20 protein-coding genes are annotated in these 20,392 nt (G+C 71.3%); 4 read left to right on the top strand and 16 right to left on the bottom strand.

The features are described from left to right. The first annotated feature begins 179 nt into the window (after positions 1–179). The gene (locus tag GPZ80_RS01385) at positions 180–1,190 is read left to right on the top strand and encodes an Acg family FMN-binding oxidoreductase (RefSeq protein ID WP_187217877.1); all 1,011 of its coding nucleotides are present in this window, start codon (positions 180–182) and stop codon (positions 1,188–1,190) included. A gap of 63 nt (positions 1,191–1,253) precedes the next feature. On the opposite strand, the gene GPZ80_RS01380 is transcribed toward GPZ80_RS01385, so the two are convergent. After that, positions 1,254–1,676: a CBS domain-containing protein gene (locus GPZ80_RS01380; RefSeq protein ID WP_187217876.1), complete on the bottom strand. Its 423-nt coding sequence runs from the start codon at positions 1,674–1,676 to the stop codon at positions 1,254–1,256. Between the two features lie 165 nt (positions 1,677–1,841). Between GPZ80_RS01380 and GPZ80_RS01375 the strand changes: the two genes are divergently transcribed. Continuing rightward, entirely contained in the window at positions 1,842–2,483 is a 642-nt protein-coding gene (locus GPZ80_RS01375; RefSeq protein ID WP_187217875.1) for a response regulator, read from the top strand. A gap of 2 nt (positions 2,484–2,485) precedes the next feature. Here GPZ80_RS01375 and GPZ80_RS01370 read toward each other — a convergent pair whose 3' ends face one another. The 9 genes from GPZ80_RS01370 to GPZ80_RS01330 all read right to left on the bottom strand — a co-directional run bounded on the left by GPZ80_RS01370 (position 2,486) and on the right by GPZ80_RS01330 (position 14,238). Further along, positions 2,486–4,195 carry a sensor histidine kinase gene (locus GPZ80_RS01370; RefSeq protein WP_187217874.1) on the bottom strand — a complete coding sequence of 570 codons (1,710 nt, stop codon included), beginning with the start codon at positions 4,193–4,195 and terminating at the stop codon, positions 2,486–2,488. An 84-nt stretch (positions 4,196–4,279) separates the two neighbouring features. Beyond that, positions 4,280–4,720, bottom strand: coding sequence for a universal stress protein (locus tag GPZ80_RS01365; RefSeq protein WP_187217873.1), 441 nt, complete (start codon positions 4,718–4,720; stop codon positions 4,280–4,282). Positions 4,721–4,723: 3 nt separating this feature from the next. Next, positions 4,724–5,296 carry a CBS domain-containing protein gene (locus tag GPZ80_RS01360; RefSeq protein ID WP_187217872.1) on the bottom strand — a complete coding sequence of 191 codons (573 nt, stop codon included), beginning with the start codon at positions 5,294–5,296 and terminating at the stop codon, positions 4,724–4,726. Next, entirely contained in the window at positions 5,293–6,207 is a 915-nt protein-coding gene (locus GPZ80_RS01355) for a universal stress protein (protein WP_187217871.1), read from the bottom strand. The genes GPZ80_RS01360 and GPZ80_RS01355 overlap by 4 nt, the downstream gene beginning before the upstream one ends. Then, a complete protein-coding gene (locus GPZ80_RS01350) occupies positions 6,204–7,202 on the bottom strand; it encodes an Acg family FMN-binding oxidoreductase (protein ID WP_312880051.1) in 999 nt (332 codons plus the stop codon). The genes GPZ80_RS01355 and GPZ80_RS01350 overlap by 4 nt, the downstream gene beginning before the upstream one ends. Before the next feature lie 110 nt (positions 7,203–7,312). Next, positions 7,313–9,964, bottom strand: a complete 2,652-nt coding sequence (locus GPZ80_RS01345) for a bifunctional acetate--CoA ligase family protein/GNAT family N-acetyltransferase (RefSeq protein WP_187217870.1) — start codon at positions 9,962–9,964, stop codon at positions 7,313–7,315. Continuing rightward, on the bottom strand, positions 9,964–10,851 hold the full coding sequence (locus GPZ80_RS01340) for a universal stress protein (protein ID WP_312880050.1): 888 nt from the start codon (positions 10,849–10,851) through the stop codon (positions 9,964–9,966). The genes GPZ80_RS01345 and GPZ80_RS01340 overlap by 1 nt, the downstream gene beginning before the upstream one ends. Then, positions 10,838–11,854 carry an Acg family FMN-binding oxidoreductase gene (locus tag GPZ80_RS01335; RefSeq protein WP_187217869.1) on the bottom strand — a complete coding sequence of 339 codons (1,017 nt, stop codon included), beginning with the start codon at positions 11,852–11,854 and terminating at the stop codon, positions 10,838–10,840. Before GPZ80_RS01335 ends, GPZ80_RS01340 begins: the two co-directional genes overlap by 14 nt. Beyond that, positions 11,851–14,238, bottom strand: coding sequence for a phosphoketolase family protein (locus GPZ80_RS01330; protein ID WP_187217868.1), 2,388 nt, complete (start codon positions 14,236–14,238; stop codon positions 11,851–11,853). Before GPZ80_RS01330 ends, GPZ80_RS01335 begins: the two co-directional genes overlap by 4 nt. Here GPZ80_RS01330 and GPZ80_RS33580 point away from each other — a divergent pair. Further along, positions 14,237–14,740, top strand: a complete 504-nt coding sequence (locus GPZ80_RS33580) for a BON domain-containing protein (protein ID WP_312880049.1) — start codon at positions 14,237–14,239, stop codon at positions 14,738–14,740. The genes GPZ80_RS01330 and GPZ80_RS33580 overlap by 2 nt on opposite strands. Positions 14,741–14,812: 72 nt before the next feature. Here GPZ80_RS33580 and GPZ80_RS01320 read toward each other — a convergent pair whose 3' ends face one another. Both GPZ80_RS01320 and GPZ80_RS01315 read right to left on the bottom strand, forming a co-directional pair. Further along, a complete protein-coding gene (locus GPZ80_RS01320; protein ID WP_187217866.1) occupies positions 14,813–15,064 on the bottom strand; it encodes a response regulator in 252 nt (83 codons plus the stop codon). 296 nt (positions 15,065–15,360) lie between these two features. Continuing rightward, positions 15,361–15,642 (bottom strand): DUF4342 domain-containing protein, encoded by a 282-nt coding sequence (locus GPZ80_RS01315; RefSeq protein ID WP_187217865.1) that lies wholly within the window; start codon positions 15,640–15,642, stop codon positions 15,361–15,363. A gap of 286 nt (positions 15,643–15,928) precedes the next feature. Between GPZ80_RS01315 and GPZ80_RS01310 the strand changes: the two genes are divergently transcribed. Further along, a complete protein-coding gene (locus GPZ80_RS01310; protein ID WP_187217864.1) occupies positions 15,929–16,183 on the top strand; it encodes a hypothetical protein in 255 nt (84 codons plus the stop codon). A gap of 111 nt (positions 16,184–16,294) precedes the next feature. Here the strand turns inward: GPZ80_RS01310 and GPZ80_RS32360 are convergent, their stop codons facing one another. The 4 genes from GPZ80_RS32360 to GPZ80_RS01290 form a co-directional block, all read right to left on the bottom strand. After that, a complete protein-coding gene (locus GPZ80_RS32360) occupies positions 16,295–17,245 on the bottom strand; it encodes a carbohydrate ABC transporter permease (protein WP_222718744.1) in 951 nt (316 codons plus the stop codon). A gap of 73 nt (positions 17,246–17,318) precedes the next feature. Continuing rightward, positions 17,319–18,320, bottom strand: coding sequence for an ABC transporter ATP-binding protein (locus tag GPZ80_RS01300; protein WP_187217863.1), 1,002 nt, complete (start codon positions 18,318–18,320; stop codon positions 17,319–17,321). Next, positions 18,317–19,558, bottom strand: coding sequence for an ABC transporter substrate-binding protein (locus tag GPZ80_RS01295; RefSeq protein ID WP_187217862.1), 1,242 nt, complete (start codon positions 19,556–19,558; stop codon positions 18,317–18,319). The genes GPZ80_RS01300 and GPZ80_RS01295 overlap by 4 nt, the downstream gene beginning before the upstream one ends. Next, the gene (locus GPZ80_RS01290) at positions 19,555–20,331 is read right to left on the bottom strand and encodes a carbohydrate ABC transporter permease (RefSeq protein WP_222718743.1); all 777 of its coding nucleotides are present in this window, start codon (positions 20,329–20,331) and stop codon (positions 19,555–19,557) included. Before GPZ80_RS01290 ends, GPZ80_RS01295 begins: the two co-directional genes overlap by 4 nt. Positions 20,332–20,392: the final 61 nt, after the last annotated feature.

The raw sequence follows: 20,392 nt of genomic DNA, 5'->3' as shown, positions 1-20,392 counted from the left end.
TCGTGACTCCTCAACAGAAGCGCGGACCCCCGGCCGCCTACCAGTGCGACTGGGCACGAAGGGACCGGGACCTTTGTCCCTCTGAGCCCTTACTCCCGGCCGAGCAGGGACTTCGCACCCTGTGCGGGTCAACACAGGTGTCCCACGATGGGGACAGACAACCGAGAGGTGGCAGGGCGATGACTACATACGACACGCGGGCGGACAGGGCGTTCCCTGACACGGACACCCTGCGTGCGGCCCTGGAACTGGCCTGCCGCGCACCCTCGGTGCACAACTCGCAGCCGTGGTCCTGGCGCCTCGGCGAGTCCACGGTCCAGTTGTTCGCCGACTGGACCCGGCACCTGCCCGCCACCGACCCGGACGGCCGCGATCTGCTGGTCAGCTGCGGCGCCGTGCTGCACCACGCGCTGGTGGCGTTCGCCGCGTTCGGGTGGCGCACGACCGTGCGCCGGCTGCCCGACGCGACCGACCCCGACCACCTGGCCACGATCGAGTTCGCACCCGGCGACGCCGACCAAGTGGACCTGACGCTCGCCGCCGCCATCCTGCGCCGCCGGTCCGACCGGCGCGCGTACAGCGCGTCGGCGGTTCCGCCGGACCAACTGGTCGCGCTGACCAAGGCCGCGGGCCGCGCCGGGACCGTCCTCACCGTCGCGACGGACCCCGCGGTCCGGGCACCATTGGTCGAGGCGATCACCCTGGCCGACGCGGAGCAGCGCCGAAACCCGGACTACGCCCACGAGATCTATGTCTGGAGTGGCACACACACCAGGTCGCCCGACGGTGTTCCCGCCGCCAACGCGGTGACCGCGACGCACTATGGCGACCTGGCAATTCGTCAGTTCGCCACACCGGCGATCGAGGTCGCCGACCGCGCCTCGGGCGCGGGCGCGCTGATGGTGCTGAGCACCTCGTCCGACGACATGCTCTCGCGGCTGCGGGCGGGCGAGGCGACCAGTGCGGTCCTGCTCGCCGCGACCGCCGCCCGCCTCTCCAGCTGCCCGCTGAGCCAGCCGCTGGAGGTCTCGACAAGCCGTGAGCTGGTGCGCGACGAGGTCATCGGCGGGGCGATGGTGCCGCAGATGGTCCTGCGGGTCGGCAGGCCGCGGTCCAGGGACCGGGCCCTGCCCGCGACCGGGCGCCGAATGCTGGACGACGTGCTGACGGCTTGGCCCGCGCGGACCTGACGTCCCGGTACCAGAGGTGGTCGGCCTGCCCACGCTCACCGGCAGGCCGACGCCGACCTCAGCTCACGCTGGTCCGTCTTGGGCCGCCGCGCGCAGGATGTCCGTGGCCGTGAGAATGCCCGCGAGCCTGCCTCCGTCGGTGACCATCGCCGCGTCGACGCGACGTTCGGCCATCAGAGCGGCCGCGTGGCCGAGAGACGCCGTGATATCGACGCTTGGATGGCGGCCGGGAACGACGATCTCGGCGACGACGTGGTGCTGGCCGTCTCCGGTGGACCACAGGTGCCAGAGGACGTCGGACTCGTCGACCACGCCGAGGCATTCGCCATCGGCCACGACCGGCAGGTGGCGCACCTTCGCGCGCACCATCAGCCGCAGCGCCACCTCCAGTGGAGCCTGCGGCACGATGCCCACGACGTCGGCGCTCATCACCGAACGCAGGGGCACCTCGGCGAAAGGCGCATTGATCACATCGATGGTTCCCATGCTGGTGACGCTAGGTGCCGTGAGATCGAGTCGACAGAGACCTCGGACCCCGCCACGCTGGGTCCCAGACGGGGACTTTGGTCCCGAGTGATCGGGTCACCCGCCCCCGGCGGGCACGCCGTGTCGCCCGTAGGGTCGGTGGCGCAGGACCTGAGGAGGCCATTGATGACGATTCGGATCTTTTTGGTGGACGACCACGAGATCGTCCGCAGAGGGATCGCCGACCTGTTCGAGGACGAGCCGGACCTCGAGGTCGTCGGCCATGCCGCGTCGGTCGCCGAGGCGCTGACCCGCGTCCCGGCCAGCGACGCCGACGTCGCTGTGCTCGACGTGCGGCTGCCCGACGGCAACGGGGTCGAACTGTGCCGCGAGCTGCGTTCGCGGATGCCCGAACTGCACTGTCTGATGCTGACCTCCTACGCCGATGACGAGGCCCTGTTCGACGCGATCCTCGCCGGCGCGTCGGGCTTCGTCCTCAAGCAGGTGCTCGGCTCGGACCTGATGGCCGCGGTGCGCACCGTCGGCTCCGGCGGCTCCCTGCTCGACCCGAGAACGACGACCGCCCTGCTCGACCGCATCCGCCGCGAACGCGCCCAGGAAGACCCGCTGGCAGGCTTGACCGAGCAGGAGCGCACCGTCTTCGAGCTGATCGGCGAGGGCCTGACCAACCGGCAGATCGGCGAGCGCATGTTCCTCGCCGAGAAGACGGTCAAGAACTACGTGTCGCACCTGCTGGCCAAGCTGCAGATCCAGCGCCGCACCCAGGCCGCGGTCATGGCCGCCGACCTACGCAACAAGGACAAATAGCGTCAGCTCAGTGGGACGCGCCAGACCAGGTGGGTTCCGCCGCCCTCAGGCGTGGTCAGTTCGACCGCCCCGTGGACACGGGCGGCGCGGCGGCTGATGTTGTCCAGGCCGCTGCGCTTCACGCCCTCGGGAATCCCGTTGCCGTTGTCGGTGACCTGGATGGACAGCTCGTCGCCCGCGTCGATCACCACCGTGATCTCGGTGGCGCCCGCGTGGCGGACGGCGTTGCTCAGTGCCTCGCGCAGCGCCGCCTCCGCGTGCTCGGAGAGGCTCGGCGGGACCAACGTGTCCACCGCGCCGGAAATGCGCACGGTCGGCGATACCGGCGACTCCACGCTGGTCTCGGCGACGATGTCCAGCAGCCGCCTGCGCAAGCTGCCCGCGGCCTCCACCCGGCTCTCCGTGTGCAGGTCGAAGATGGACGTGCGGATCTCGCGCACGGTCTGGTCGAGTTGCTCCACCGCGCGGTGCACCCGCGAGCGGACATCCTCGTCGGTGATCCGGCGGACGGTGCCCTGCAGACTCATCCCGGTGGCGTAGAGCCGCTGGATCACGTGGTCGTGCAGGTCCTGGCCGATCCGGTCGCGGTCGGCCAGGACGTCGAGCAACCGCTGGCTGCGCTGTTTGTCGGCGAACTCCAGGGCGACCGCGGCCTGTCCGGCGAACGAGGCCAGCAACGGCGCCTGGTCGGCGGCGAACTGCGCGCCACTCTTGAGCCGACCGGCCAGCAGGATGCCGCTGATCCCCGACGCGTTGCGCAGCGGCACCGCCACCGCCGGGCCGAGCTTGCTCGAAATAGACCCGATGCCGTCTCCCAACTGTTGGGAGACGTCGGGCACCATGGCCGGCTCACCGGTGGCGAACACCTCGCTGACCACCGTGCTCATCCCCGACATCTCCGCGCCGAGCACGGCCTCCGTGTCGTCGCCGCTGACGGCGCTGATCCGCAGCACCGAGTGGCTCGCGTCGTCGGCCAGCAGGATCAGCACGACGTCGGCGTCGGCGAGTTCGACCACCCGCTCCGCGATCAGCGTCAGCGAGTCCTCCTGGGAGGCGCCCGCGAGCAGGGCGGCGTTGATCTCGCTGGTCGCGGCCAGCCATCGCTCGCGCATCCGCGACCGCTCGAACAGCCGCGCGTTCTCGATCGCCACGCCCGCCGCGCTCGCCAGCGCCTTGATCACCGTCTCGTCGTCGGAGGTGAACTCAGCGCCGCCGCGCTTCTCGGTGAGGTAGAGGTTGCCGAAGGCTTCGCCGCGCACCTGGACCGGTGTGCCGAGGAAGCTGTGCATCGGCGGGTGGTTGGGCGGGAAACCGACCGAGGCGGGGTGTTTGCTCAGGTCGGCCAGTCGAATCGGCACCGGGTGCTCGATGAGCAGGCCCAAGAGCCCGCGTCCCTCGGGCAGGTGCCCCATGTGCTCCCGCACGTCCGGGTGAATGCCTTCGTAGACGAACTCCGAGAGCCCCTCCTGGTCGCCCAGGACGCCCAACGCCCCGTACTTGGCGTCGACCAGTTCGACGGCGACCTGCACGATCCGTAGCAGCGTGGAATCCAGCTCCAGGCCGGCGCCGACCGCCACGACCGCGTCGAGCAGGCTTTCCAACCGATCGCTTGTCCGCCGCACCTCGGTCAGCCGCTCTTGCAGTTCACCGAGAAGCTCATCAAGGCGCAAGCCTGACAAGGAGACTGTCTCGCGGCCTTCCGGCTTGGGCATCCACACTCCGCTTCGTGGTCGATCCAGACATGACCACGATGCCACTCTCCAGCAAAACCGCAATGGGCGCGCCCCGCGTGTCGGTCAAGCCCGTCTCGATCCGGCGAGTCCGGCCGCCAACGGCTCCGAGTGGAATTGGCCGACCCGGATCACCACGACGGGCACCGAACTGTGCCGGAGGCAGTAGTCGATCACTGCCCGTGACCGGACCCGGTCACGGGTTCCGAGGACGAGCATGGCGGCTCCGGCCGCCGCCGCGACCAACGTGGGGCCCACCGCTCCCTCCGGGCTGTGGCACTCGACCGCCACGTCGGCGCCGCGCCCGCCGGTGGCCGCCCGGAGCAGGGACTGGGATTGCGCCCGCAGACTGCGTCGAGAAGCCCACAGGAAGTCATGGACCGTGCCCAATGACCACACGTTGACCGCGTGGACCGCGCAACCACGAGCCCGCGCCTCCGCGAGCGTCCAGCTCAGCGCCGCCTGACCCGCGTCGGATCCGTCGACGCCGACGACAATGGGAGTCATCGGTCAGACCTGCTCCGCCGGGACGCGCGGGCGCAGCGTCACACCGCGCACGCCCGCCACCGTGCGGGCCAGTGCCTGCACGACCCGGCGTTCCGCGTTGTCGTCGAACGGGCCGCTGATCGTGACGAGTCCGTCGGTGACCTCGGCGGTCCACCGGAGTTGGTTGCCGCTGTAGTCGGCGAGCAGCGCGCGCAGCTGGGCGGCGATGACGTCGTCGGTGCGGACCAGGATGCGCAGCAGGTCCCGGCGGGCGACGACACCGATGAGGATGTTGTTGTCGACCACGGGCACGCAACGCAGCCGTCCGGCGAGCATCCGCTCGGCCAGGTCGGCCACCTGGGCGTCGGGATCCACCACCTCGACAGGACTGCTCATCACCGCGCCCGCGGTCGTGGCGCCGAGTGCGGAGCCCCGCAGGGCGTCGGATTCCCCGACGATGCCGACGACCTGGGACTCGTCGTCGACCACCGGCAGAGCTGAGAACCGGTGCTCGGTGAGCTGGGTGATCACCTCCCGCAGCGGGGTGTCCGCCCGCACCGACAGCACGGGTCGGGTCATCACGTCTCGCACCTTCATGGCTTGGTTCCTTCCGGGTCGGGCCGCACGACAGCGACCGGGCATTCGGCGTGGTGCAGCAGCGCCTGACTGGTCGAGCCGAGGCCCATGCCCAGCAGCGCACCGTGGCCGCGGGTGCCGACGACGATGAGCTGCGCGCCCTCGGCCTTGTCGAGCAGGGCGCGCACGGGTCGGTCGCGCAGCACGACCCGCTCCACGGCGACGTCGGGGTACTTCTCCTGCCAGCCGGCCAGGCGCTCGTCGAGCAGCATGGTCTCGTCGACCTCGACCGCGTCCCAGTCGATCGTGGTGGGCAGCGCGGTCCACGCGCCGGTGAAGGCGATGTCGAGCCAGGTGTGCACCGCGACCAGGCTGGTGCGGCGGACGGAGGCCTCATCGAAGGCGAACCGGATCGCGGCCTCGGAGGCAGGTGACCCGTCGACGCCGACGACCACCGGGCCCGTGCCCGGCGTGGCCTGCCCTGGGAACGCCCCGCGCACGACGATCACCGGGCAGTGCCCGTGGGCGGACAGGGCGATCGCGACGGAGCCGACAAGCAGGCGTTGGAACCCACCGAGGCCGCGGCTGCCCAGGACCAACGCGTGGGCGCGCGCGGACTCCTCGATGAGCGCCTCGGCCGCGAAACCCATGCGCTGGTCGGTCACAAGCTCCACGGTGGGGGCCACGGCCCGCGCGGTGGCCGCGGCCTCGGCGAGGATGTGCTGCCCGTTGTCGGCGAGCGCGTCGATCCACAGTCCCTGGTCGGCGATGGTGGCCGGGTGGCGGATCGGCGGCAGGACACAAACGTGCACGATCCGCAGCGGCAGCTTCCGCCGCAGCGCCTCGGCGGCGGCCCATTGCGTGGCGCGCAGCGCGGAGTCCGAGCCGTCGACGCCGACGACGATGGGCTGGCGGAGGGGCTGGGTGGTCATGTCGTGCCTTTCGTGCGGTGTCGGATGACCTCGGTCAGTGGGCGGCGCGGGGTCGGCAGCACCTCGCCGGAGGGCAGGCCGACGCGCAGGATGGCTTGGGGGTAGCCGGGCAGGTCCATGGCCTCGATGAGTCCCGCGCGGACTTCGTGCAGGTGCAGCGGTTGGGTGAGCACCGACGCCGCGAGGCCCGCGGCGGTGGCGGCGAGCCAGATCTCCTGCAGCGCCATGCCCGCGTGCAGGTGGTCGCTACGCCCGTCCCCGACGGTGAGCACGATCAGCTGGGTCTCCGCGGCGATGCGCTCGGCGAGGACGTCCTCGTCGGGGATGCGGGTCGACGGCCCGACCAGCCCGGTCCACGGCAGGCTGCCGTGCGGCAGGTTCGCCTCGGGGATCCCGTCCGAGGTGGGATGTGACCCGTCGATGGTCCACGCCGCGAGTTCGCGGAGATAGGCGCGGTCGTGCTGCAGGGTCGTGCCCGCGTAGACGAGCCGGTGGGCCAGCGCCCGGACCTCGCCTGCGTCACGCACGACATGGGCGTTGAGCCCCGGCGTGCTGCTCGCGTGGACAAGCGCGAAAATCTCTTCTTTGCTCGGCGTGCCCGAGAAGCGCCCACGGCAGCTGTGTCGGCGTGCGATGGCCTGGAACAGTTCCAGCTCCCGACCGGTGGGCGTCACCCGGGCACCGGCGCGCACTCGGGCCACCTCGTCCGGCCGGTCCGGGTCGGCGAACTCCGCCACGGTGGCCGCCCAGCCGAGCCTGCGCACCGCGAGCCGCAGGTTGGTCACCGCAGCTCCACAGGAGATCATCCGGTCCCGCCCGGCTCGGTCATGGTGTGGGAGCTTGAGGTCGAACCGCTCGAACAGCGACGCCGTCCGGCCGTGCGTCTCCAGGAACCACGGCTGGGTGTTGTGCACCGACGGCGCCCGGCTGACCGCCGCCGCCATCAGAGCGACTTCGCCGACGCTCCAGTCGACGGATGGGACTGTGCTGGCCACGGTCGGTCAACTCCTCTGATCAGCTCTGGTTGGGCGGACATGTCAACAACACCACCGCGTGGTGTCCGGCCACGAGGGACCAAAGGGCCCGGCGGGTGGACCTGAGGTCCTCACATGCGCAAGTGGCGCAGCAGCGGGTCGTGGACCGCCACCGGCGCGAGCCGAATCCGGGCATCGACCGCCACGCATCCGTTTTCGGTGGCGATCAACGGGTTGACGTCGAGTTCGGCGATCTCCGGGATGGCTTGGGCCAGCCTGCCGACGCGCGCGAGTACGTCGCGGACTTCGGACTCGTCGGCCCGTGCGTGGCCGAAGACCGCCTGCGAGCCGCGCAGGCCGTGCAGCATCTCGTCGAGGTCGGCTTCCGACACCGGGGCCAGTCGCGCCGTGCGGTCGGCGATGGTGTCGGTGCTCGTGCCGCCGAGGCCGAAGACCACCAGCGGTCCGAACATCGGGTCGCCCTTGACGCCCACCAGGAGTTCGACGCCGTCGGTGTCGATCATCGGCTGCACGAACACCCCACGCAGGGCGCCGCCGAAGCGCTCGGCGAACGTCTCGTAGGCCGCGCGGACCGCGTGCTCCCCTACCGCGCCCAGCACGATGCCGCCACCGGAGCTCTTGTGCAGCAGGCCATCGGCGACCGCCTTGAGCGCCACCGGCCTACCCACTGCGGCCGCCGCCGCTACCGCGGCATCCGGGGAGTCGGTCAGGACGCCCGGCGCGGTCGGGACACCGACAGCGTCGAGGACGCGCAGGCAGCGCTCCGGGTCCAGCCAGCCGCCATCGGGGCTCGCCGCCAGGAACTCGCGGACGATCCCGGTGGCCGCGGCGGTGTCGAAGCCCTCCGGCTCGCGGGTGTCGGCCTCGGGCCGGTCTAGCCACTCGCGTCGTTGGACGCACCGGTTCAGCGCGCCTGCCGCGGCGACGGCGTCGCCGTAGCAGGGCACGGCGCCCAGCCGGGTGACCGCCGCCGACTGTCCAAGGTGGACAGCCAACAGCGGGGTGCCGGTGCGGGCGGCGGCCGGTCCGCACGCGGCGATCGCGTCGATCGGGTCACCGAGCGCGGTGGGCGCCGCGATGGCGACCACGGCGTCGATCGACGGTTCGGCCAGCAGCGCCTCCACACACCGCTGGAACACCTCGGCGGAGACGACCGCGCTGGTGTCGAGCGGGTTGGCGAGCGAGGCCTGCGCGGGCACGTGCGCGCGGAGGGCCTCAGCCACCCGCGCGGGCAGCGTCGGCAGCACCAATCCCTGACGTCCCAGGGCATCGGCGGCGATCACGCCCGCCCCGCCCGCGTTGCTGATCACCGCGACGCGGCGGCCCGCGGGCAGCGGCTGATCGACAAGTGCCGCGAGGGTCTCGGGCAGCTCCGAGAGCCGGTCCACCGCGATGACGCCCGCCTGCCGGTACAGCGCGTCGGCCGTCACGGCGGGCGTGGCCAGCGCGGCGGTGTGCGAACTGGCCGCGCGCTGCGCCGCCGGTGTCGCGGGCGGACGCACGGCCAGGATCGGCTTGGTCCTCGACAGCCGCCTGCACAGCGACGAGAACTTGCGCGGGTTGCCGAAGGACTCCAGGTACAGCACCGCGGCCTTCGTCTCGGGCTCCCCGGACCACCACAGCAGCAGGTCGTTTCCGCTGACGTCGTACTTGTCCCCCGTCGAGACCAAAGTGGACACACCAAGGCCGACCTGGTCGAGCGCCGAGAACAGCGCGATCGCCACTCCCCCGGACTGCGTCACCACCCCGACCGAACCCGCCTGGACCTCATTGCGGGCGAAGGTGGCGTTGAGCCGCACGGCCGGATCGCCGTTGTAGACACCGATGCAGTTCGGTCCCACCAGCCGCATCCCGAACTGCCGGGCCGTCGCGCGCAGGCTCGCCGAATCGTCGGCGCTGAGGCCTGCGGTGACGACGAGCAGCGCCCGGACACCCAGTTCGCCGCACTCGCGCGCGGTGTCGGCGATGGCCCGCGCGGGAACGCACAGCACGGCCAGGTCCGGGACCACCGGCACGTCCGAGACCCGCGCGTAGCTGGTGACGCCCGCCACCTCACGGGCGTGCGGGTTCACCGCGTACAGCGATCCCGTGTATCCCCCTTCGACGATGTTGGCGAGCAGGGCGTGACCGATGGAGTCGGGCGCGCGGCCCGCCCCGATCACCGCGACGCACTCCGGCCGCAGCACCGCGCTCAGGCTTGCCCGGTCGGCGATCTGTTCGCGCTGATGGACGGCCAGGTCGTACTCGCGCGTCGGGGCGAGCGGGATCACCACCTCGATCTCGTCGTCGGTCCGCCGGTGCGTGCGGGGCAGCCCGAGCTCGTCGATGAGCCGCAGCATCGGCGCGTTCTCGGTCAGGATCTCGGCTTTGAGCCGGGTCAGCCCGCGGCCGCGCGCCAGCGAGATCAGCTCCTCGATCAGCAGCGTGCCGATGCCGTGCACGTGCCGTTCGTGGGCGACGACCAGCGCGAACTCCGCCGTCGACGCGTCGGAGAGCGTGGCGTAGCTGGCGACGCCGAGCAGGTCCGCGCCCGCGAACGCGCCGATCCCGGCGTTGCCCGGTCGGCCGTCGGTGATGCTGTCGACGTACTGGTCGGCGTTGACCGGACACAGGGTGAAGAAGCGCCGGTAGCGGTCCTCCGGCGGCAGCAGGCGGTGCAGCCCTCGCATCGCCTCGGCGTCGCCGCGCCCGATCTCGCGGAGGGTGACGATCGAGCCGTCCACCAGCAGCGAGCGGGCATCCAACTCATCCACTGTGGACATCAGTGGTCCTCCGGCGACCGGAGCAGGGCGAGCGGGCATGGCGCGTGGTGGATGAGGGCCTGGCTGGTCGATCCCAGGGTGAGGCCGGTGAGGCCGCCGCGGCCGCGGCTGCCGATCACCAGGAGGCGGGCACCCTTGGCGTGCTCCATGAGCACCTTCGCCGCGCGGCCGCGCGGCGCCACCCGGGTCACCGACACGTCGGGATACTTCTCCTGCCAGCCGGCCAGTCGCTGCGCGAGCAGTTCCTCGGCGTTGACGGCCGCGGTGTCGAGGTACAGCGAGGCGTAGCCCTTCTCGAACACGTCGACCAGCGGCGAGTCATGCCAGGCGTGCACGGCGACCAGGTCCGCGCCGAGAGCGGAGGCTTCCTCGAAGGCGAACGCGATCGCGGCCTCACTCACCGGCGACCCGTCCACCCCGACGACGACCGGGCCCTCCTCCGGCTCGCCGCGCACCACGATGACCGGGCACTGGGCGTGCGCGGTGAGCCCGACTGCGACCGAGCCAAGCAGCAGCCCGCTGAACCCGCCGAGTCCACGTGATCCGACGACCAGCAGTGACGCCTTCTTGCTCAGTGATCGCAGGTGCGACACCGTGTCGCCGCCATGCGAGGTGACCGTGACCGCCACCTCCGGCGCCGCGGACTCCGCGGCGGCGCGGGCCTCGTCGAGGACCCCCGCGGAGACCTTCTTCATCGAGGCGAGGAGGTCGTGTCCGGCGATCAGCGCCTCCGGGTATCCGGAGATCGGCCAGGTGTAGACGTTGACGATGTGCAGCGGCACCTTGCGGCGCGCGGCCTCGGCGGCGGCCCAGCGGGTCGCGGCGATCGCCGACGCCGAGCCGTCGACGCCGACCAGGACTGGACTGGTGCGGTCATGAATGGTCACTGCGTTCTCCCTGAAGTGTCATGCCGGTGGATGTGTCGGACACGAGTCGAGTGACCTCGCTGATCGGCCTGCGGGGCACCGGTGATCCGCCGTACCCGTAGCCGAGGCGCAGGACCACGTGTGGGCTGCCCGCCCGCAGCAGTGCTCGCAGCGCCGCTCGGACGGCGGGCACCTCGATCGGCTGCGACAGGAACGAAGAGCACAGGCCGAGGTCGGCGGCGGTGAGCAGCACCCGCTGCATCGCCTTGCCCGCCTGCACCTGGTCGATCGGCGCGTCGCCTGGGGTGGTCAGCACCGCCAGCAACGGCTGCTGCTCGAACGGGCGCTCACGCGACGGGTCCTCGTCGTCGGTGAAGCGGCGCAGCGTGATCAGTCCGGGTGTCCGCGCCCGCGGGCCCAGCGCCCGTGTGGGCACACCGTCGAGACGGTTCACGTCGCCGTGGACCCAGTCGCGCAACTCGGCCCGGTAGGCGGGGTCCTCGCTCTGTACCGTGTCCGCGCGGCGGATCAGCGCGGCCACGGCGTCGACCTCCGGGGGTCGCTCGACGAGTCGCAGCCAGGCCCCTTCCCGCTCGGCGGCACGCATGAGCGTGGCTTTCACCGCGTCGGGCACGGCCCGTTCGAGGAACGGCCTGCGGTTGGTGTGCCTGCGCGGGATCATCTCGGCGAGCATCCGCTCGCTGGGGATCACCACGCGGTTGCCCGCGACGCGCACCGAGGCGAGCAGGTCGGGCCGGTGCGGATCGGGCAGCAGGTGCGTCACGGCGGCACGGCCGATCCCGTTGAGCGCCAGCCGGATGTTGAAGACCGCGGCACCGCAGGCGAGCCTCGCCTCACGCCCATCCGGGTCGGCAACGGGCAGCACGCGATCGCGGTCGAGGAACACTTCGACGCGGTCACCGTGCACCTCGAAGCGCCAGGGCTGGGTGTTGTGCGGCGAGGGCGCCCGGATCGCGGCCGACAGCGCGGTCCGCAGCGGGCCCTCGGTGTCGGGGTTGGTCATGAGTTCGCTCCGTCCCGCAGTGGGCTGCGCCAGGTCCAGTCGCGGACCGCTGGGAGGTCGTCGCCGGTCCGCCGGACGCACTCGGCCTGTTCAGCAAGCCGGTCGAGAATCCGCTGTCGCAGGTGCCCGAGCCGACCCGCGAGTCTCGGGACCCGCTCCAGGGCGGCGAGGGCGAGGTGGAACCGGTCGAGGTCGTTGAGCACGCACATGTCGAACGGGGTGGTCGTCGAACCACGGTCGTGGAAGCCGTGGACGTGCAGGTTGTCATGGTTCGGCCGGTCGTAAGTGAGCTGGTGGATGAGCCAGGGATACCCGTGGAAGGCAAAGATAACCGGACGATCGGCGGTGAAGATCTCGGTGAAGTCCTGGTCGGGCAGCCCGTGCGGGTGCCTGCCGGGCGTGAACAGCCGGGTCAGGTCGACCACGTTGACCACGCGGACCCGCACGTCGGGGGCCAACTCGGCCAGCACGTGCACGGCGGCAAGGGTCTCCAAGGTCGGCACGTCGCCCGCACAGGCCAGCACCACATCGGCCTCGCCGTCGCCGTCGGTGCTCGCCCACTCCCACACGCCCAGGCCCTGCGCGCAGTGCGCGGCAGCCTTCTCGGCGGACAGGTACTGAGGTGCGGGCTGCTTGCCCGCCACGATCACGTTGACCTGGCCGTGGGTGCGCAGGCAGTGGTCGGCGACCCACACGAGGGTGTTCGCGTCCGGCGGCAGGTAGACCCTGGTCACCTCGGGCCGCTTGGACAGGATGTGGTCGATGAAGCCGGGGTCCTGGTGGGAGGCGCCGTTGTGGTCCTGGCGCCACACGTGGGAGGTCAGCAGGTAGTTCAGGCTCGGCACCGGCCGCCGCCACGGCACGGAGTCGGCGGTGAGCAGCCACTTCGCGTGCTGGGCGACCATCGAGTCCACGATGTGCGCGAACGCCTCATAGGTGGAGAACAGGCCGTGCCTGCCCGTGAGCAGGTAGCCCTCGAGCCATCCCTGGCACAGGTGCTCGGAGAGCACCTCGACGACCCGGCCGGTCGGCGAGAGGTACTGGTCGTTGTCCTGGGTGGGCAGCTGCCACCGTCTGCTGGTGACGTCGAACGCGGCGTCGAGCCGGTTGGAGGCGTGCTCGTCGGGGGCGAACAGGAGCAGGTTCGCGTTGGACTCGTTGCGCAGCAGCGCTTCCCGCAGGTAGTCACCGAGCACGCTGGTCGCCTGCGCGGTCACCTCACCGGGGACGGTGACGGCCACGGAGTGCGCCGCCGGGTCTGGCAGCCGCAGATCGCGCTGCACCTGGCCGTGCGCCCGCGGGTTGGCCGACATCCGCCGCTCTCCCCCGGGCCGCCACGCGGCCAGGCTCGGCGCCGGGCCGCCGTCCGCGCCGAACAGCTCGTCGGGCCGGTAACTGGCAAGCCACTGCCGCAGCAGGTCCAGCCGCGCGGGGTCTTGCCGGACGTTCGTGAGCGGAACCTGGTGTGAGCGCCAGGAGCCCTCCACCACGTGCCCATCCACCTGCGCGGGCCCAGTCCAGCCTTTGGGGGTGCGCAGGACGATCATCGGCCTCCCCGCACCATGGGCGGTCCCCCGGCGGATGCGCTCGATCCGCGCCACGCACTCGTCGAGCGCGGCCGCGTAGGCGCGGTGCACCTGCGCGGTGTCGGTCCCGGCGACCTCGATCGGGTCCCAGCCCTGGCTCCGGAGGTACCCGGCCAGTTGCTCACGGGGGATCCGCGACAACACGGTCGGGTTCGCGATCTTGTAGCCGTTGAGGTGCAGGATCGGCAGTACCGCGCCGTCGCGCCACGGGTGCAGGAACCTCGGCGCCTGCCAGCTCGCGGCGAGCGGCCCGGTCTCGGCCTCCCCGTCCCCGATGAGACAGGCGACGATCAGCCCGGGGTTGTCGAACGCGGCACCGGTGGCGTGCGCCAGTGAGTACCCCAGCTCACCGCCCTCATGGATCGACCCGGGCACCTGCGGCGACGCGTGGCTGGGCACACCGCCGGGGAAGGAGAACTGGCGGAACAGCGCGGCCATTCCGGCCTCGTCCTGCCCGACCTCGGGGTAGAGCTCGGAGTACGTCCCCTCCAGCCAGGCCGCCGCGTTCAGCGCCGCGGCGCCGTGCCCCGGCCCGGTCACCAGCATGACCTCGAGACCGTTGCGCATGATCACCCGGTTGAGGTGGGCGTAGGTGAGGGTGATCCCGGGGACCGTCCCCCAGTGTCCGACCAGCCGCGACTTGACGTGCTCGGGCCGCAGCGGCTCGCGGAGCAGTGGGTTGTCCATCAGGTAGATCTGCCCGACCGACAGGTAGTTCGCCGCCCGCCACCACGCGTCGACCCGCCCGAGCGCCAACTCGTCGGCGTCGCTCGGCGCGGTCATCGGAAACACGGTCATGGTGGACGTCTCCTCGTCTCGGGTACGTCCAACGATGACCGAGACCACCCGTCCAAGGCCGCAGCCCGGAGACCTCATTCGACAGGGACCAAAGTGGTCTTCGGCGGGACCTTCGACCCGTCCCGATCGAGCCGGTTGGGCTCTTCAAAGGCCCGGTGGGATGACGCAGCCTGGGATCGAGGTGAGAGAGATGACCATCCAGGACAGGATCGACACATACGTCCCAGCGCCCCGGACACCACCCGGACTACCAGACTTGAGCGCGCGCGTGCGGGCGGCACTGAACGACGTCCCCGGCGTCGACACAAGCCTCGTCCGCGCCGCCGTCGACGGCGGCGGCGACGTCCTGCTCGTGGGCCGAGTCCAGTGGAGCAGCGAAGCCGAGCGAGTCCTCGCCCATGTCCAACAGGTCACGGGCATCGCACGGCTGCGCAACCGCATCGGCTTCCACTACGACGATGTCGACGACAGCCGCCTGCACGGTCTGGGCCTGTTCGGCTAGGCAGCAGTTTGATCTCGGCCGACCCAGCAACGGCGTGAGTTGCCCACTCGCATTCGCAGTCCTTGGTCGAGATCAGCGTCTTGCCCGATCATGTTGTCCTCTATGGACATCACGCGGGCCGTCTCGACGTGGACACGTTGCGGCACGGGCAATACTCCGGTGTGGATCACACACACCCGGGTACTCCGCGCGGATGCGGACGGCCGCCTCGATGCCCGCCGTCTCGTCCGTCGGCGGCATCCGGATGTCCAACACGGCGATGTCCGGCCGGTGCTCCCCTACCGCGCGCAGCAGGTCGGCGGCGTTCTCGGCCTCGGCGACCACGTCGACACCGCCGTCGGTCGCGTCACGGCGAACCGGACGAATGCGTTGTCGTCGGCGACAACCGCCCGCAGAGTCATACCTTGATCGTATTGGCCGCCCTCAGCGTCGGTGGTGAAGGGTGAGGGGAAAGCCCCAGCCGCGCCGCGGATGGCCCAGTGCGGGTGGGAGACTCGACCGTGTCTCGGGGCCGGGTGCGCAGGCACCCGCCTGTCTCGAACACCGCGACGCACGCCGAACGGCTGGGGCTCCTGCAGCGCTCCAGACCCCGAAGACCCGGTCTCCTCACCCGCGGCTGATCACTCGGCGTCGACCACCGCGGGCGGTGAGGCCTGCGCTTCGCGGTTCTCGACCTTGATTCCGCACTTGCCGACCAGCGCCACCCCGGCTCCGATCGTCGTCGCCACCGGCGCGGCCAACGCGGCCACCACGCCGACGGCCAACGGCACGTCCAGCACTACGTCGTCGTCACTGTCACGGACGACCACCCGGCGGTTGATGCCCTCGTGGAACAGCCCCCGAACAGCGTCGACCACGGAATCGACGGCGGCGCGGGTCGCCTCGGGCTTACTCTCGTTCATGAACTCTCCTCGTACTGCGGAAAAGATCCCCTGACAACCCCATGCTGCCCGTTCCGCGACGGCGCACCATCAGGGTTTCCCCGGGCATCCCCCTGATTCGCCCCTGCCGACCGTCCGGGGTGGCTCTCACGCCAGATGCGGGCACCGACCCAGATCTCCGCCGGTGCGCTCGACCGCTCACCGGCAAGGGAAGCCACCGCGACGTTCCAGCTGGCCGTGCGCGGGGAGACCGGAGGGTGCGCGGGTTACCAGACGCACCGCTCCGGGTCGCTCGCGGCGGCCGCCAGTGAACACCAGCCGGACGGCGGCTACTTTCCAGAGCCAGGCGGGAGTCCACCGCGCCTGCCTCGACGGCCCCGGCGTCGACTTCGACCTGCACCTGCAGCGGTGGAACGGCACCGCCTGGACGAACGTGGCCCAGGGAACGACGTCGGGAGCAGACGAAACGCTCACCTACACCGGTTCCGCCGGGTACTACCGATACCGAGTGCACGCCTGCTCGGGGTCGGGCGACCACACGATCGGCTACGACGCGCCATGACGCCTCGACCCGGGCCCTTCGGGGTCCCGGGGGGTGCGGCTTCGTCCCGGAGATGGTGACGGTCGCCAGACAACTCGGCGGTTTCGATGTATCCGTAGTCGTGTCGGATGATCAGGCGCGGGTTCGCTGACGGGCGGCGAGGCGCGCGGCGAGCCACAGCGGGAGGGCCGCCGCGACGCCGGTGAGCACGAGCAGGGTGACCGACAGGGTGCTCGCGTAGCCGAGTTCGCCGTACTCGAAGGCCCGGCGGTAGATCAGCAGCGGCGCGGTGAGGGTCGCGTTCGCCGGGCCGCCGTCGGTCACGAGCATCGCGGGCACAAACGCGTTCTGCACGACCACGACGATGTCGCGGACCGCGAGGACGAGAACGATGGGTGCCATGAGCGGCAGCGTCACCCGGGTCATCGCGAACCAGGCGGAGCCGCCTTCGAGTTCGATGGCCTCGTAGAGCCGGTTGGGGATCGCCGCCCGCGCGGCCAGAGCGACGATGAAGGCCTCCCCCACCTGCAAGGCCATGACCAGCACCAGCCCGGCGCGCGCGCCCCAAGGCGTCGTGAGAAACCCAGGGTCCGCGACGCCGAGCGCGCCGAGGACAGCGGGCAGCGGGCCGTAGAGCGGGTTGAGGATCCACAGCCACAGCAACGCCCACGCCGCGTCCGGGATCGCGGACGGCAGGTAGGCGGCGGCCCGGCCGACAGCCGTCCGCGCGCCACGCGGCCGGGCCAACAGCAACGCCGCGCCGACCGCGAGGAACAGCCGCAGCGGCACCACGATCACGGCGATGACCGCGCTGACGCCGACCGCGTCCCAGAACGCGCGGTCGCCCGCCAGGCGGACGAGGTTGTCGGCGCCGGTGAACTCCGGGGGCCGAAAGCCGAAGTAGTCGGTGAAGGCGAGGGCGGCGGCCAGGGCGAGGGGAACGATGACGAGGAGGAGGGACCCGAGGAGGTAGGGGACGGCGAGGGGCCATCGCCGGATCGCCGCGCCCACGCCGCGGCCGCGGGAGGCGGCGGTCGGGGCGGTGCCCTTGTGCGGCCCGACCGCCGCCACGTGCCGCTTCACCGCCACGCCCCGGGTCGGCGTGGGTGACCGGTGGGTGTGCCGTCGTCGGCGCTTTCGGTTCGGAGTCTCTCGGTCATCGGCGTTCGCCTGTTGTGGCGTTGAAGTGGTGTTCGTCCTGCGGGCGCCAACTCACCGTGACTCGGTCCCCGACCGTCGGGGCGTCGGACCACGGCAGGCGGGCGAGCAGGTCGGTGTTCGCGTCGTCGGGTTTGACTCGCACGAGGCACTCCTCCCCCGCGGGTTCCACCTCGACCACCGAACCGGCTCGGCCGCCCGCCTCGGGCAGGCACACCCGCACGCGTTCGGGGCGCAGGCCCACGACCGTTCCCTCATCGACTGGCAGGAGGTTCATCGGGAGCGGGCCGAAGATCCGGGCCACCGCCATCGTCGCGGGGCGGGCGTAGACCTCGGCGGGGGTGTCGCACTGCAGGACTCGACCCGCGTCCATGACGGCTACCCGGTCACCCATCGCCATGGCTTCCACCTGGTCGTGGGTGACGTGCACCATCGGCACGCCCAGCGACCGCTGCACCGTGCGGATCTCGCCGCGCATGCGCAGCCGCAGTTCCGCGTCCACTGACGCCAGGGGCTCGTCGAGCAGGCACACCGCCGGGACACGGATCATGACCCGGGCGAGCGCCACCCGCTGCCGCTCCCCACCGCTCAGCTCGCCCGGCATCCGACCCAGGAGATGGTCGACGGCGAGCGTCTCGGCCACCGAACGGACCCGGGCCTCGACGGCACGGCGGTCGGAGCCGCGGGCGCGTTCGCCGATGCCGATGTTCGCGGCGACGCTGAGGTGGGGGAACAGCGCGGCCTCTTGGAACACCATCGCGACGTCCCGCCTGCCCGCGGGCACACCGGTGACGTCGCGGTCACCGATCAGGATCCGCCCCGCGTCGAGCGGTTCCAGGCCGGCGACGGCGCGCAGGAGGGTGGACTTGCCCGACCCGGACGGCCCGACGATGACGAGCAGCTCACCGTCCCTGGCCTCCAGGTCAATCCCGCCGAGGGCGGTCACCCGCGCCCCGCGGGCGTGGAAGACCTTGTGGGCGCCGAGAATCCGCAGGCTCATCGGCGCCGCAGGAGTGGGTCGGCCTGCTTCTGGATCTCGGCGAGGACCTCGTCGAGTGGGACCCCGTCCTCGAACGCCCGCTGCAGCTGGGTGCCGATCACGTCCTCGACCTCCGGCCACGACGGCGTCACCGGCGTGTGCCGCAGGTGCGGGATGGCGTCGAGGAACACCCGCGACGACGCGGGTGGCCGGGCGGGGCTGAGGAACGCGGGCGAGGTCGCGACCGAGCGCAGCGACGGCACCGTGCGCCCGCCCAGGGCGGTGACGGTCTGGCCCTGCCGCCCCACGGCGTAGGCGATGAACATCGCCGCCGCCTTGGGGTTCTTCGACGTGCTCGCCACGCAGTAGGCATCGGTGTGCAGCACCGACGCGGGTGCGCCCATCACGGGCAGGGCGGCGACGTCGAAGTCGAGGCCGCGCTGTTCCCGCAGCGCGGGCACTTCGACCCGCGAGCTCAGGAACATCGCCACCTTCCCGGTCATGAACTGCTCGTCGAGTCGCTGCGCGGCGAGTTGGTCCTTGGTCGGTGTCGCCCCGGTGGCGATGAGGTCGACGACGGCCCGCAGCGCCGCCCGGGCGCCGGGCTCGTGCAGGGTCGTGCGGGTCGGGGCATTCTCGTCGTCGACGATGGCGCCGCCGCGGCTCCAGATGAACGGCGCCATCCGGGTGATCGACGGGTCGATGCCGACACCCTTCACCGAGCCGGTCGTCAACGCCTGGGCCGTGCGCACGAACTCGTCCCAAGTCCAGCCCGCCGCGGGCGGCGCGACGCCTGCCTGCTTGAACAACGCCCGGTTCCAGTAGACGACCAGGGAAGAGATGTTCTGCGGCATGCACTGCAGCGCGTCCTGATAGGTGAACGCGCGCAGCGGCTGCTCGTAGTAGTCCGAAGTGGAGATACCCTCCTGCTCGAGCAGGGGGCCGATGGGCCGCACGGCTCCGCGCTGCACGAACGGGGGGTAGTCCCGGTAGTTGATGAGGAACACGTCCGGCGCGTCCCCCGACGCGAAGGCGGTCGAGAGCCGGGTCAGGTGGTCCTCGCGACCGACAGTCACCAGCTCGACGTCACCTCCGCCTGCGTCCTTGTACGCGGAGATCAGGCTGCGGTAGACCGCCGCCTCCTCCGGATCGGCCCTGACCTGGAGCCTGATCGGAGCACCCGCGCTCTCGGCCGGTTGCGTCGCGCAGCCGACCAGGCCGAACAGTGCCACCGCCGCGAGCAGTCGCCGCGCTTTCATGAGCGTTCCACCGCGGAGAAGAAGGACCGCTGGCCGATGGCGAACGCGAGCAGCGCGGGGGCCGTCACGATGACCGCGCCGGCAAGGTAGATCGGGTACAGAGCAGCCTCCATCTCACTGAGACTTCGCAGGCCCAGTGCCACCGGCCAGTTTCCCGGCGACGACACCAAGGTCAGTGGATCCATGAACGTCGACCAATAGTACAAAGTGGACAGTGCGGCGACCGCCACCGCCGCCGGACGGCCCAGCGGCAGCGCGATCCGACGCCACACCGCGTAAGGGCTCAGCCCTTCGAGCGTGGCCGCTTCGAGCAGCGACACGGGGATGCGCGAGTAAGCGAGCGCGAACAGCAGCACATAGAACGGGGTGGTGCCCGCGAGCGCGAGCAGGGCCACCGTGAGCGGCGTGTCCGCGAGGCCCACGCCGCGCAGCAGCACGACCCGCGGCACCCAGAGCGCGGCGGCGGGTACGAGCAGCATGAACACCGACACGCCGATGAGCCCGCGCCGGAGCCCGCCGCGAGCGGTGACGATCGCGAGCCCGGCCATCGAGGTGACGACAACGGTGACCGGGACCGCGACGACGACGAGCAGCAGCGAATTCAGCAACAGCCGGGCGAGCGGTATGAAGCGCGACACGGCCAGGTAGTTCGACCACTGCGCCGGGTCGGGCCACAGGTCGAGTCCGTCTGGAGGCGGCTGCAGCGGCCGCTGCACAGACCCCAGCACCATCACGATCAGCGGTGCGAGGAACACCACGGACAGCGCGATCACCCCGACGGTCCACCAAGAGGTAGGCCGCCGGGGTGATCGGTTCTCGCGCTGTCCGCTCAAA

This window comes from Actinokineospora xionganensis (genome assembly GCF_014323725.1).
GTDB classification, from domain to species: Bacteria; Actinomycetota; Actinomycetes; order Mycobacteriales; family Pseudonocardiaceae; genus Actinokineospora; species Actinokineospora xionganensis.
The sequence above is the reverse complement of the archived record's forward strand: the minus strand, read 5'-3'. Positions and strand labels throughout refer to the sequence as shown.

What these genes read in the sequence shown, in the direction of transcription:
- GPZ80_RS01335 (WP_187217869.1), bottom strand. Translation starts at nt 11,854, where the DNA reads ATGACCAACCCCGACACCGAGGGCCCGCTGCGGACCGCGCTGTCGGCC.
- GPZ80_RS01360 (WP_187217872.1), bottom strand. Translation starts at nt 5,296, where the DNA reads ATGAAGGTGCGAGACGTGATGACCCGACCCGTGCTGTCGGTGCGGGCG.
- GPZ80_RS01385 (WP_187217877.1), top strand. Translation starts at nt 180, where the DNA reads ATGACTACATACGACACGCGGGCGGACAGGGCGTTCCCTGACACGGAC.
- GPZ80_RS33580 (WP_312880049.1), top strand. Translation starts at nt 14,237, where the DNA reads ATGGTGGACGTCTCCTCGTCTCGGGTACGTCCAACGATGACCGAGACC.
- GPZ80_RS01300 (WP_187217863.1), bottom strand. Translation starts at nt 18,320, where the DNA reads ATGAGCCTGCGGATTCTCGGCGCCCACAAGGTCTTCCACGCCCGCGGG.
- GPZ80_RS01370 (WP_187217874.1), bottom strand. Translation starts at nt 4,195, where the DNA reads ATGCCCAAGCCGGAAGGCCGCGAGACAGTCTCCTTGTCAGGCTTGCGC.
- GPZ80_RS01365 (WP_187217873.1), bottom strand. Translation starts at nt 4,720, where the DNA reads ATGACTCCCATTGTCGTCGGCGTCGACGGATCCGACGCGGGTCAGGCG.
- GPZ80_RS01315 (WP_187217865.1), bottom strand. Translation starts at nt 15,642, where the DNA reads ATGAACGAGAGTAAGCCCGAGGCGACCCGCGCCGCCGTCGATTCCGTG.
- GPZ80_RS01345 (WP_187217870.1), bottom strand. Translation starts at nt 9,964, where the DNA reads ATGTCCACAGTGGATGAGTTGGATGCCCGCTCGCTGCTGGTGGACGGC.
- GPZ80_RS01330 (WP_187217868.1), bottom strand. Translation starts at nt 14,238, where the DNA reads ATGACCGTGTTTCCGATGACCGCGCCGAGCGACGCCGACGAGTTGGCG.
- GPZ80_RS01295 (WP_187217862.1), bottom strand. Translation starts at nt 19,558, where the DNA reads ATGAAAGCGCGGCGACTGCTCGCGGCGGTGGCACTGTTCGGCCTGGTC.
- GPZ80_RS01375 (WP_187217875.1), top strand. Translation starts at nt 1,842, where the DNA reads ATGACGATTCGGATCTTTTTGGTGGACGACCACGAGATCGTCCGCAGA.
- GPZ80_RS01380 (WP_187217876.1), bottom strand. Translation starts at nt 1,676, where the DNA reads ATGGGAACCATCGATGTGATCAATGCGCCTTTCGCCGAGGTGCCCCTG.
- GPZ80_RS01355 (WP_187217871.1), bottom strand. Translation starts at nt 6,207, where the DNA reads ATGACCACCCAGCCCCTCCGCCAGCCCATCGTCGTCGGCGTCGACGGC.